Source organism: Sandarakinorhabdus sp. DWP1-3-1 (assembly GCF_049896705.1).
Taxonomy (GTDB): Bacteria; Pseudomonadota; Alphaproteobacteria; order Sphingomonadales; family Sphingomonadaceae; genus Sandarakinorhabdus.
On the sequence record NZ_JAFCUV010000002.1, the window covers coordinates 575,428 to 587,429 of the forward strand.

13 protein-coding genes are annotated in these 12,002 nt (G+C 67.7%); 4 read left to right on the top strand and 9 right to left on the bottom strand.

The features are described from left to right. Positions 1–6: 6 nt before the first annotated feature. Genes xth through ACP7AI_RS12220 form a run of 5 tightly spaced genes read right to left on the bottom strand, consistent with a single transcriptional unit; the run spans position 7 to position 5,827 of the window. Positions 7–777, bottom strand: a complete 771-nt coding sequence (gene xth, locus ACP7AI_RS12200; RefSeq protein WP_426167706.1) for an exodeoxyribonuclease III — start codon at positions 775–777, stop codon at positions 7–9. Further along, positions 774–2,630, bottom strand: a complete 1,857-nt coding sequence (locus tag ACP7AI_RS12205) for an AMP-dependent synthetase/ligase (protein ID WP_426167708.1) — start codon at positions 2,628–2,630, stop codon at positions 774–776. The genes xth and ACP7AI_RS12205 overlap by 4 nt, the downstream gene beginning before the upstream one ends. A gap of 10 nt (positions 2,631–2,640) precedes the next feature. Then, positions 2,641–4,329, bottom strand: a complete 1,689-nt coding sequence (gene ggt / locus ACP7AI_RS12210) for a gamma-glutamyltransferase (protein ID WP_426167710.1) — start codon at positions 4,327–4,329, stop codon at positions 2,641–2,643. 57 nt (positions 4,330–4,386) lie between these two features. After that, on the bottom strand, positions 4,387–4,788 hold the full coding sequence (locus ACP7AI_RS12215; protein WP_426167712.1) for a GNAT family acetyltransferase: 402 nt from the start codon (positions 4,786–4,788) through the stop codon (positions 4,387–4,389). A gap of 10 nt (positions 4,789–4,798) precedes the next feature. After that, a complete protein-coding gene (locus ACP7AI_RS12220; protein ID WP_426167714.1) occupies positions 4,799–5,827 on the bottom strand; it encodes a quinone-dependent dihydroorotate dehydrogenase in 1,029 nt (342 codons plus the stop codon). A 238-nt stretch (positions 5,828–6,065) separates the two neighbouring features. On the opposite strand from ACP7AI_RS12220, the gene ACP7AI_RS12225 reads away from it, so the two are divergent. Then, positions 6,066–6,320 carry a YjhX family toxin gene (locus ACP7AI_RS12225; protein WP_426167716.1) on the top strand — a complete coding sequence of 85 codons (255 nt, stop codon included), beginning with the start codon at positions 6,066–6,068 and terminating at the stop codon, positions 6,318–6,320. Positions 6,321–6,424: 104 nt separating this feature from the next. Next, positions 6,425–8,086, top strand: a complete 1,662-nt coding sequence (locus tag ACP7AI_RS12230) for a hypothetical protein (protein ID WP_426167718.1) — start codon at positions 6,425–6,427, stop codon at positions 8,084–8,086. Here the strand turns inward: ACP7AI_RS12230 and ACP7AI_RS12235 are convergent. Further along, positions 8,083–9,090, bottom strand: coding sequence for a ligase-associated DNA damage response exonuclease (locus ACP7AI_RS12235; protein WP_426167720.1), 1,008 nt, complete (start codon positions 9,088–9,090; stop codon positions 8,083–8,085). The two genes, ACP7AI_RS12230 and ACP7AI_RS12235, sit on opposite strands and share 4 nt — an antisense overlap. 112 nt (positions 9,091–9,202) lie before the next feature. Between ACP7AI_RS12235 and ACP7AI_RS12240 the strand changes: the two genes are divergently transcribed. Continuing rightward, the gene (locus ACP7AI_RS12240) at positions 9,203–9,622 is read left to right on the top strand and encodes a DUF3617 domain-containing protein (protein ID WP_426167722.1); all 420 of its coding nucleotides are present in this window, start codon (positions 9,203–9,205) and stop codon (positions 9,620–9,622) included. On the opposite strand, the gene epmA is transcribed toward ACP7AI_RS12240, so the two are convergent. Next, entirely contained in the window at positions 9,619–10,638 is a 1,020-nt protein-coding gene (gene epmA / locus ACP7AI_RS12245; protein WP_426167724.1) for an EF-P lysine aminoacylase EpmA, read from the bottom strand. The genes ACP7AI_RS12240 and epmA overlap by 4 nt on opposite strands. Before the next feature lie 94 nt (positions 10,639–10,732). Here epmA and efp point away from each other — a divergent pair, with 94 nt between their 5' ends. Next, the gene (gene efp, locus ACP7AI_RS12250) at positions 10,733–11,302 is read left to right on the top strand and encodes an elongation factor P (protein WP_426167726.1); all 570 of its coding nucleotides are present in this window, start codon (positions 10,733–10,735) and stop codon (positions 11,300–11,302) included. 3 nt (positions 11,303–11,305) lie between these two features. Here the strand turns inward: efp and ACP7AI_RS12255 are convergent, their stop codons facing one another. Then, positions 11,306–11,665: a DUF4440 domain-containing protein gene (locus ACP7AI_RS12255; RefSeq protein WP_426167728.1), complete on the bottom strand. Its 360-nt coding sequence runs from the start codon at positions 11,663–11,665 to the stop codon at positions 11,306–11,308. A 64-nt stretch (positions 11,666–11,729) separates the two neighbouring features. Beyond that, the gene (locus tag ACP7AI_RS12260; RefSeq protein ID WP_426167730.1) at positions 11,730–11,951 is read right to left on the bottom strand and encodes a hypothetical protein; all 222 of its coding nucleotides are present in this window, start codon (positions 11,949–11,951) and stop codon (positions 11,730–11,732) included. Positions 11,952–12,002: the final 51 nt, after the last annotated feature.

Below are 12,002 nucleotides of genomic sequence, written 5' to 3' on the forward strand. Positions count from 1 at the left end.
TGGTGCTCAGTCCCGCAGCACCACCCAGGTCGGCGCATGGTCGCTCGCCTTTTCCGCCCCGCGCGCCGCCTTGTCGACACCCGCCTCGAGCAGGCGATCGGCAAGCGCCGGCGACAGCAGCAAGTGATCGATCCGGAACCCGTGATCGCGCGGCCAGGCGCCGGCCTGATAGTCCCAGAACGTCCAGATGCCGCCGCGCGGGTGAACGCTGCGCAGCGCGTCGGTCCAGCCCTGCCACAGCAGTTGCCGATAGGCGGCGCGACTTTCGGGCTGCATCAACGCGTCGCCCGACAGCGCCACCGGCGACCAGATGTCGTCGTCATGGGGCACGACGTTGTAGTCACCGGCCAGCACGGTCGGGACGCCGGTTTCGAGCAGCATCGCCGCATGCGCCTGCAGCCGCGCCATCCAGGCCAGCTTGTAATCGAACTTGGGGCCGGGCTGCGGGTTGCCGTTGGGCAAATAGATGCTGGCGACTCGGATGCCGCAGACTTCCGCCTCCAGGTACCGCGCCTGTTCGTCGCCATCGTCGCCGGGCAGCCCGCGCTGCACCTCCAGCGCCGGTTCGCGGCTGAGGATGGCAACGCCGTTGAAACCCTTCTGGCCATGGACAAGGCAATGGTAGCCGGCGTCGCGCAGCACATCGACGGGAAAATTCTCGCTGACCGTCTTGATCTCCTGCAGGCAGGCGACATCGGGCTGCATCTCGGCCAGCCATTCGAGCAGCCGCGGCAGCCGCGCATTGGTGCCGTTGATGTTGAAACTGGCGATCCTCATGCCGCGTACAGTTTGTCCAGCCGGGGACCATAGACCTGCTTCAGCACATGACGGCGGATCTTCAGCGACGGAGTCATCTGCTGATTTTCGGTGGTAAAGGCCTCGTCGGCGATCACGACCCGGCGCACCTTTTCCACCACCGACAGCCGCGCATTGACGCGGTCGACCGCAGCCATCACGGCGCGGTGGAATTCGGGTTCCTTCGCCAGCTTGTGCAGGTCGGTCGGCATGCCCTTGTCGCGGGCCCAGCACATCGCCCATTCGGTCTCGGGCACCACGACGCCGACGAGGTACGGCCGCTTGTCGCCATAGACCATCGCCTGCGAAATCTCGTCCTGCAGGGTCAGCATGCCCTCGACCCGCTGGGGCGCGACATTGTCGCCCTTGTCGTTGATGATGATGTCCTTTTTCCGATCGGTGATGACCAGATGGCCGTCCTTGTCGAAATGGCCGATGTCGCCGGTGTGCAGCCAGCCGTCCTGCAGCACGCGGTGACTTTCGGCGTCGTTCTTCCAATAGCCGTCCATGACGAGTTCGCCGCGCACCAGAATCTCGCCGTCGGCGGCGATCCTGACCTCGACGCCGGTCAACGGCGGCCCGACGGTGTGCATCTTCAGCCGCGCCCGCGGCCGGTTGCACGAAATCACCGGGCCGGCCTCGGTCTGGCCGTAGCCCTGCAGGATGGCGATGCCGATGGCGGCGAAGAAGATGCCGACCTCGGGGTTCAGCGGTGCGCCGCCGGCCACCATGCCCTTCAACCGGCCGCCGAATTTGGCGCGGATCGACTTGCGGATGGTCCGCTCCAGCGCCGCATCAAGCAGCCTCTCGGCGATGTTGAGGCTCTGGCCGCGCGCTTCCTTGCGCGCCAGCCGCAGCGCCTGGTTGAGCAGGGTCACGGCGATGCCGCCCTGTTTCTCGATCTGCTTGGCGATACGCGTGCGCAGCACCTCGAACAGCCGCGGCACCACCACCATGAAGGTCGGCCGCACCTCCTCGATGTTGGCGGCGAGCTTCTCGAGCCCTTCCGCATAGGCGATCTGCCCGCCCATGCCGATCGGCATGTACTGGCCGGCGGTGTGTTCATAGGCGTGCGACAGCGGCAGGAAGCTCAGGAACAGTTCGCCCACAGGTTCGCCGGGGAAGAAATCCTGCTCGATGACGGTGTTGGCGCCGGCGATATTGCGCATGATGGCGCCATGATGCTGGCGGACACCGCGCGGCGCCCCACCGGTGCCGCTGGTGTAGATGATGCAGGCGAGATCGTGGCGCTGCATCGTCGCCCGGGCGCGGACGCCGGCGCGGTCGGTCAGTATGTCGTCGGCGCGGGCATCGACCAGCGCGTCCCATTGATGAATGGCCAGCTCGCCGCGCTGCGCACCCTTCAGATGGTCGATGCCGATGACGATGCGGCAATGATCGCTGGCGGCGACGGCGGGCAACAGGTTGGCGGCAAGCTTGGGGCCCGACACGATGACGGCGCGGGCACCCGAATTGCCGATGATATGGGCATGGTCGGCCTCGGTGTTCGTCGTATAGGCCGGCACGGTAATGGCGCCGGCGGCCATGATGGCGAGATCGGCGATGCACCATTCGGGGCGGTTCTCGCTAACCAGCACGACGCGGTCGCCCTTCTTGATGCCGAGGTCGATCAGCGCTGCCGACAGGCTGGCGACGATGTCGCGACATTCCGCCCAGCTTTGCGCCACCCAAGCGCCGTCACGCTTTCGCGACAGCATCGGGCGCTCGCCATGTTCGTCGGCGCGATCGAGGAACATGGTGACCAGATTCGGCCAGGCGTCGATGCGCGCGGCCATTTTTGCAGGGCTCAGCGGCGGCAGTGTCGGCAAACTCATGGCGGGACTCTCAATAGCCGATTGCGACGCCTTCGCTACGCGGATCGGCGCCGCCGCGCCAGCCGCCGGCGACGCGTTCGATGCCATTGGCCTTCAGCGGCAAGGGATAGCTGCCGGTACGATGCCCGAGCTTTTCCAGCGCCGGCAGCATGGCCTGCAGCGGCTCGCCCTGGGGTGATTTTTCGGCGATCAGCAGGTCGTCCGACGCATAGAGCAGCGGCAGCGCAATCGCATCCTGCACCGACAATTTCCAGTCGAGCACGCCGATGATGGCTTTCGCCACCTGCGCCGGGATGGTCATGCCGCCGGCGGCGCCGATGGCGAGCACCGGCCGACCGCTGCGATCATAGACGATCGTCGGCGACATCGACGAACGCGGCCGCTTGCCGCCCTGGACGCGATTGGCGACGGGCGCGCCATTGAGCGCGGGTTCGAAGCTGAAATCGGTCAATTCATTGTTGAGGACGAAGCCGCCGGCGACCAGCGAGCTGCCGAAGGCGCCCTCCACCGTCGCGGTCAGCGAGGCGACGTTGCCGGCCTTGTCGACCGCGGCGAAATGGGTGGTCGACGGGATCTCGCCGCCGGGCGCGGCGGTGCGCCGCTCGGCGCCGGCGGGCTGTCCGGCCTCGACCTTGGCCATCGTCGCGTCGGCGCGGATCAGCGCGCCGCGGGCCTTCAGATAGTCGCTGGCAACCAGCCCCGCGACCGGCACTTTGACGAAATCGCTGTCGCCGCCATAGGCCGCACGATCGGCAAAGGCGAGCCGTTCCGATTCGCCGAACAGATGCCATGAGGTGACGCTCTTCGGCCCCAGCCTGGCAAGATCGAAGCCTTCGAGCTGCTTGACGATGCCGATGACGGCGATGCCGCCGGCCGATGGCGGGCCCATCGTGCAGATGCGCCAGGCGCGATAGGGCGCGCATACCGGCGGGCGCTGCTTGGCTTCATAGGCGGCAACGTCGGCGATCGTCATCGACGACGGGTTGGTCGGCGCGCCGCGCACGGTGTCCACGATGCCGGCGGCGATCTCACCGGTGTAAAACTGCCGCGGTCCGCCCTTGGCCACGGCCTCCAGCACGCGCGCCAGCGGCTCGTTGACGATGCGGGTGCCGGCCGCCTTGGGCGTGCCGTCGGCATTGAGGAACAACGTGGCGGCCGCGGGCGTGCGGCCCAGCGTCTCGCTGCCGCCGGCGATGGCGCGGGCCAGGCGCGGCGTGATGTCGTAGCCGCCGCGGGCAAGGGTGATCGCGGGCTGGAAAAGCGTCGCCCAGGGCAGCTTGCCGTGGCGGGCATGGGCGAGTGCGAGCATCGCGATGTTGCCGGGCACGCCGACACTCTTGCCGCCGGGCACCGCCTCGCGCCGGTTCTGCGGCTTGGCGCCCTCCATGAACAGGTTCGGTGTCGCCGCGGCCGGCGCCTTCTCGCGGCCATCGAAGGTCGTCGGCGCCTTGGCCCCGACCGGGTGGTAGACGAGCAACCCGCCGCCGCCGATCCCCGACGACTGCGGCTCCACGACGCTCAGCGCCAGCAGCGTCGCGGCGATGGCGTCCATGGCGTTGCCGCCCTGCTTCAACATGGCGACACCCGCGGCCGCGCCGCGCGGGTCGGCGGCGGACACCATCGCCGTGTCGGGCGCCACCTCGCGGGCGGCGGCAGGAACGGCAAGGGCGATGGCGGCGGCGAGGAGGGCGGTTTTCATGTGCCCGAAACATTGGCGGGCGAAAGCCGTGGTGACAAGTGCAACGTCATCGGGCGGTCATCCCCCGGGCAGGTCCTTTTGCAGGACGACGACATCGGAACCGCGGTAACCGATGCGTTCATAGAATGCGATCACCGCGGCATTGCCGGCACGCACCATCAGGTTCAAACGCGGCGCGCCCTGGCCGGCGCACCAGGCTTCGGCCGCCGCCATCATCCGCCGGCCGATGCCGGCGCCGCGATGCGTGTCGGCGACGGCGAGATAATAGACCCAGCCGCGATGGCCATCGTGCCCGGTCATCACCGTGCCGACCAGGACGCCGTCGATCCGCGCCGCCAATATCGTCGCCGACGGCGCCGCCAGCGCCCGCCGGGCATCGGCGGTCGGGTCGTTCCACGGCCGCGTCAGGCCGACCGCCTGCCACAGTGCCGCTGCCGCCGGGATTTCGGCGGCGGTCAATGGCCCGATATCAGCCACCCACGGCCTCGCCGACACTGGCGAAGCCGTCGCGCCGCAACAGCGCCGCGAGTTCGGTCTTGATACGCTGGACGAGGCCGGGCCCCCCATAGACCAATGCCGAATACAGCTGCACCGCGCTCGCGCCGGCCCGGATGCGGGCATAGGCGTCGGCCCCCGACCCGATGCCGCCGGCGGCGATCAGCGGCAACGCGCCGCCGGTTGCCGCGGTGAACTGCTGCAATGTCGCTGATGCCAGCGGTGCCAGCGGCGCTCCCGACAGCCCACCGGCTTCGCCACCGAACTTGCTGCGCAACATGGGCCGCGCGACGGTCGTGTTCGACACGATCAACCCATCGATGCCGCCGTCCAATGCTGCGCGGGCAATCGTTGTAAAATCGTCTTTCGCCAGATCCGGGGCCACCTTGACGAAGATCGGCACCGCGATGTTGCCCCGCGCCTCGACGACGCGCGCGATCAGGTCGTCCAGCGCCGCACCATCCTGCAGCGCCCGCAATCCTGGCGTATTCGGCGACGAGATGTTGACCGTGACATAGCTGGCCAGAGCTGCCGCCGCCCGCATGCCGACCACATAGTCCGCTGTGCGGTCGTCACTGTCCTTGTTGGCGCCCAGATTGATGCCGACGATGCCGGGCCGCCCGGCGCGCGCCTTCAACCGGACAGCAGCATGTTCGAGACCCAGGTTGTTGAACCCCATGCGGTTGATGACCGCCGCGTCTTCGGCGAGCCTGAACAAGCGCGGCCGGGGATTACCGGCCTGCGGCCGCGGCGTCACCGAGCCACATTCCACAAAGCCGAACCCCAGCCGCAGCATGGCATCGGGAACCATCACGTCCTTGTCGAATCCCGCGGCCAACCCGACGGGATTGGGCAGCGCCAGCCCCGCCACCGTCGTACGCAGGATCGGGTCATCAACGGGCACCATCGGCATCAGGCCGGTGCGCAGCGCAGCAATCGTCAGGTTATGGGCCCGCTCTGGATCGAGCGCGAAGAGCAGCGGGCGGAGCGTGCGGAACATCATCGGAGTAATGGCGGGAGAGCGGTCGCAGGTCAAAGCCAGCCGCCCCGTTGACGCGGGGCCGGCGTGCGCGGTATTTTCCCCGCCTCCCGATGTGCGGGATGGAGCGTCGATGCTTGAGCTTGTCGCCGGTCGCTGAACGTCTGCGGTGATCCGCGAGACGTTGCCGGGCGCCTGATGGTTGCCGATCCCGTGGGGGTCGCGATCCGGGCCGATCGCGACCTTTTGCAACGAGCATCCCATGAATATTTCACGGAACGAACAGCGCGTGCTGCACGCGCTGGCGCAGGGCGGCGCCATCCGCCACGACCGCGACGGCGATCGCATTATCGCTGCCACCTGCTTCACGCGCGAAGGCCATGCGCTGGCCGATTTCAACCTGGCGGTGCTGGCGCGTCTGCGCCGGCGTGGACTGGTGGCGTCGAAAGGCGGCCAGCCGTATCGCATTTCGCCAGCCGGATTGCGGGCGGTGCGCGCGCAGTTCGACAACCGCTGATGGCCGGGGGCGGCGATGGCGTCGCCGTCCCTGCGCCAGGCGGCAAAATCGCTTTCCTTTGGCAGGCAAGGCGGCGATGCTGCTGCACGCATGCCGGGGGGCAGATGCCGAAGTCTTTCCTGTTCTTTGCCGCCACCGGGCTGTTGTTCCTGCTGCAGGCGTTGCCGTGGACCGGCATCTTCCTGATGTTCGTGGGGGCACCGTTCTGGTCGGTGGCGCTGGTCAATGCCGGTTTTGTCGGGACCGGGGTCGAGGCCATCCTGGGCCGCGTGTCACGCGGGTACCTGCTGCTGCCCGTGGCCTGGTTCGGCGGCTATGCGGTCTTTGCGGCGCGCGACCAGGCGACGATCGTGGCGCTTCGCGCCGATGTCGCTGCCAACAACGCGCCGGTGAAGGTACCGTTCGACCCGCAAGGCCAGGCGTTGGTCGGCATCAAGGGGTCGGCCGAAGCCCATGATGTCGCCGATGGCTGGCACGTGCAGAATTATGGCCTGCCCGTCGTCTACGGCTATGACAGCAAGCGCGGCGCCCGGGCCTGGCGGTCAAATCGCCTGGTCGCCAACCATGCGTGCCGGGCGCTCAACAGCGGCCCCGGCATGATCCACGCGGGCATCTTCACCACCTGGTTCCACGATGAATCGGGCGGCGGAGGCTATGCCGACCGCAAGCTGGAACGGCGGTTCTGCATGGTGCAGCAGCCCGAACAGCCGCGGTTGCCGGCCGTCACGGTGCAGGTTGAACAGACGAAGACGACGAAGGCCGGGATGCCGTTGCGACTGACGACGACAACCGTCACCACGCCCGACGGACGGCGCCATGTCCTGCGGGGCGGATCGGCCTCGCCACTGGCACGGTTTCCGATGCCGATCATCGGGTGTTTCCTCAATTCCGGCGGTCCGAGCTGGGATTGTGACGCGGGCTTTCACCGAACCGGCTTCGTGCCTCTCAACGACGCCGGATCGAGGCACCGCGGCGATCCGGTGGCGTTGGCGTCGGCGCTGGGGTTGCGGCCGGTGGCGCCCGCCGATCGCGTCGGCAGCGACCCCGCCTTTGTCGCCGATCTCGTCGCCGCGGCCGAGGCGCGCGGCATCGCGGTTGCCGTTGCCGACCTCGACCGGTTGATCGCCGACCCGCAGAGCATGGGGTTGAACGGCAATGATTTCGCCCTGTTGCGCGCGCGGCCAGAACATCTGGTACCGCTGGCACCGCGCCTGATGGATGCCCTGGAAAGCGCCGTTGCGGCCGGGACGAGCCAAACCAGCGCCGGCCGGATGTTGGCGGAGATCGTCGCGGCCTTGCCGGACAGCGCGTTTGTTGCCCATGGCCCGCGCATCCTCGCGCTTTACCCGCGCGCCACCCAGGCGCGACTGGCGGAAAAGCGCGAATGGCAACGCGAGCAGCATTGGCTCGAGGACAGCGGCCATCTGTACAGCCGCATCGGTGACCTGGGGCCGCCGGCGCTGCCGGTGCTGATGGACGGACTGATGCGCAAGCGCCGCGTCTGGGAGATCACCGTCGGGCTGTGCCGCATGGGTGTGCCGGCGGCGGCCGTTGCCGGCCCGATGCTGCTCGCACGCTGGGCGACCCGCGAACCCGACCGCGCCGACCAGGGTCTGTACCTGACCCTGCTGCGGCTGGGCCTGCGGGACAGCGCCGGGCCGGTCAAGCAGCGCTACAAGTCCGAATGGTTCAAAACGGCCTGGGCGACGGTCACGCCGGCGTCGCCCCGAGAAATCTGCAACGATTTCCAGATGGTCGCCACCTAATCGTCGTCGTCCTCCCGGCCCACCAGGTCGAGTGCGCGGGCCTTGACCTGGCGCAGGCTGCACCAGTGGACCAGCGCCTCCTCGCGGCCATGGGTCACCCACACCTCGCCGGGGCGAAGTTCGGTGATGGTATCGGTCAGTTCGTCCCAGTCGGCATGGTCGGAAATGATCAGCGGCAGCTCGACACCGCGCTGTACGGCACGCTGGCGGACACGCATCCAGCCCGATGCCATCGCCGTGATCGGATCCGGCAGCCGCCGCGACCAGCGATCGGCGAGCGCGGATGGCGGCGCCATGATCACCGCGCCCTTCATCTCCGCGGCTTTCAATCCCGTCGCCGGGCGCAGTTCACCCAGTTCGACACCGAACGCGGTGTACAGGTCGCACAGGCGCTGCAATGCGCCGTGGATGTAGATCGGCGCATCATGCCCCGCGCCACGCAGCTCGGCGATCACCCGCTGCGCCTTGCCTAGCGCATAGGCGCCGACCAGCACCGAGCGATCGGGATTGGCAGCGAGCGTCGTCAGCACCTTGTCGGTTTCCCCGCGCGTCGGTGGATGGCGGAACACCGGCAGGCCGAAGGTTGCCTCGGTGACGAAGACATCGCAGGGCACCGGCTCGAACCCCGCGCAGGTCGGGTCGGGGCGGCGCTTGTAATCGCCCGACACGACGATGCGCTGGCCCTTGTGTTCGAGGACGATCTGCGCCGAGCCGAGCACATGGCCGGCGGGGACGAAGCGCACCGACACATCGCCCAGCCGCAGCGTCTCGCCATAGGCCAGCCCCTGGCCACCGACCTGTTCGCCATAGCGCACGTCCATGATCGCCAGCGTCTCGCGCGTCGCCAGCACCTTGCCATGGCCGGCGCGAGCATGGTCTGCGTGGCCATGGGTGACCAGCGCCGCGGGCTTCGGCGTCGACGGGTCGATCCAGACATCGGCGGGGGCGATGTAGATGCCCTCCGGGTGCGGGACCAGCCAGTCGGGGGATGCGGAAACACTCACCGCCGTAACATGGGGCCGAAGCCGAGGAATTGCCAATCGCCGAAGCGTCGCGGCATTTGGCCGCCACGCGACTTGCGGTTATGCTGCCCCCGTAATCAAACGGGGATTGCCGATGCGCCGCTGCCTGATCGTTGTTGCTGGCCTGTTGACCATCGCGGCGGCGCCGCCGGTAAAGCCCGGGCAGTGGGAAACCACGAACACCATTACCGCCATCGACATGCCGAGCGACCCCGGCGGCGTGGCGAAATCGATGGTCGGCAAGACCACCGTGGTCAAAGCCTGCATTACCGCCGCCCAGGCGGCGTCGGGTCCCGAAGCGCTGTTCAAGGCGACCGGCGGCAAATGCCGCTACGACCGCTTCAACCTCGCCGGCGGCCGCGTCGATGCCGCCATGTCGTGCGGGCCGGGCGGAATGAGTTCGACGATGACGGGAACGATGGGGCCGACGAGCTACCAGGTCACCGGCCGCACCAAGGCGCCGATGATAACGATGACGAGCACGACCAAAGGCCGCTGGCTCGGCGCCTGCTAAACCGGGAACGGCGTCCAGATCATGTCGTCGATATGCCGTCCGCCGGTTGCCAATAGCGCCAGCCGCTCGAACCCCAGCGCCACGCCGCTCGCCGGCGGCATGAACGCCAGCGCTGCAAGCAGGTCCTCGTCGATCGGATAGCGTTCACCGTACAGTCGCTCCTTCGCGTCCATGTCGGCGACGAAGCGTCGGCGCTGCTCCACCGGGTCGGTCAGCTCGCCGAAGCCGTTGGCCAGCTCGACCCCGCAGGCATAAAGCTCGAACCGCTCTGCAAAACGCGGGTCGCCGGGGCAAGGCCGCGCCAGCGCCGCCTCGGCAACCGGGTATTCGCACAGCAAGGTCAGCCGGCCGTGCCCCAGGTGGGGCTCGATGCGGGTGACGACGATCTTGCTGAACAGGTCGGACCAGCTGTCGTCGGCGGCGACGGTAATGCCGAGCGTGGCGGTGGCGGCGGCAAGCGCGTCGCGGTTTTCGAGCAGGTCCGCCAGCCGCAGCCCGGCATAACGGTCGAAGGCTTCGCGCAGCGTCAGCCGCTCGGCCTCGGCCAGCGGATCGCAGGCCCGCTCGCGCCAGGTCAGCCGCTCACGCCCGGCCGCTGCCAGCGCCGTGCGGCACAATTCCACTGCGTCGGCCATTACATCGGTCCAGGGTGCATCCGCCCGATACCATTCGATCATCGTGAACTCGGGCGCATGCAGCGGGCCCGCTTCGCGATTGCGCCAGACACGGGCGAAATCAACGATCCGCGTCTCGCCAGCCGCTATCAGTTTCTTGGCGGCGAACTCGGGGGAGGTGTGGAGATAGCGCGCCGCCGCCTCGCCACCCTCCGGCTGCCAAGCCGTCGAAAAGGCATGGAGATGCGTCTCGTTTCCTGGTGACCGCTGCAGCGCACCGCACTCGACCTCGATGAAGCCTTCGCCCGCGAACCACCCGCGCAGCGCCGCCTTTACGCGACCCCGCACCAACAGCAGCGGGCGCCGGTCGGCATGCCGGTCGCGGTCCCAATAGGGGGTCATCGATACGCCTTTGGTTACGATAAACTTGGCCTTTGGCCGCTTCGTCGCTAGGAGCGCAAGTTTACGGGACAAATCCCGCCGCAGGGGCTCGAATATGGTCAAGGTTATCGCCAGCAACGTCCGCAAGGGCAATGTGCTCGAACATGATGGCGGGCTGTATGTCGTCCTCAAGGCCGACAGCTTCCGCCCCGGCAAGGGCACGCCGACGACGACAGTCGAAATGCGCCGCATCTCCGACGGCGTGAAGACCGTCATCACGGTGAAGACCGGTGAAGGCCTGGAACGCGCGTTCGTGGAGGAGGTCAGCCACAACTACCTCTATAACGAAGGCGACAATTACATCTTCATCAACAACGAGAACTACGACCAGGTTGCCGTGAAGGCGGCGATGATCGGCGACGATGTCGTCTGGCTGCAGGAAAACGCCGAGTGCGCTCTGCTGATGTTCGATGGCAACCCGGTGTCGATTACGCTGCCGCCGCGGGTCACCATGACGATCATGGCCACCGAGCCAGTGGTCAAGGGCCAGACCGCGTCGTCGAGCTACAAGCCCGCGACCATGGAGAACGGCGCCCGCGTGCTGGTGCCGCCGCACATCGAGGTCGGCACCCGCATCGTCATCAACACCGAGGATTCGAGCTACGTCGAGCGCGCCAAGGACTGACGCTTACGCTGCTGCCAGCGGCGGCGTCTGCTGGTGCTGTACGACGCGCCAGACATCATGTTCGAGCCGCCGCATCGTCGTGGTGCACCAGGCGGTATAGCCCGATGCGCCGTCGCGCTTTGCCTCGGCCTTGTAGGCGATGGTGATCAGGCCTTCCTGCGGCCGCACCACCTGCTGATCGCTGAACGTCACTTTCGACCAGCGCGGCGTGTGCGCCACCGCCTCGATGGCCTGCGCCCCGGTCATCACATGCGGTGACTGCGGCAGCACCATCACACACGCCTCGTCGATCAGCTCGTGATAATGCTCGGCATCGCCGACCCACAGGCTTTCCTCGAATTCCCAGATACGGTTGTCGTCCATCGCGCGTCTCCTTGCTCCTGTGGCGGCGGCCGGCGCGCCCTGGCGATGCGCCGGCCGGGACGCGCTATTCCTCGGTGTCTTCGGCGACTTCGGCCTCCTCCTCGTCATCCTCGCCCAGCTCGGCTTCCTCGTCCTGGTCGAGCGCCGTGTCGATCGCCTCGGCGATCAGGTCGAGCTGGTCGAAGCTGGCGGTCAGCTCGACCGTTTCGCCGTTGTCGTCCTCGAAATGCAGGATGTAATTTTCGTCTTCGCGGTTGATCGTGAAATGCGAAATCGTGCGTTCCATGGTGGTACTCCTGTCGTTTGCGGCAGGCTAACGGGTGCCGGAAGCGGGAGT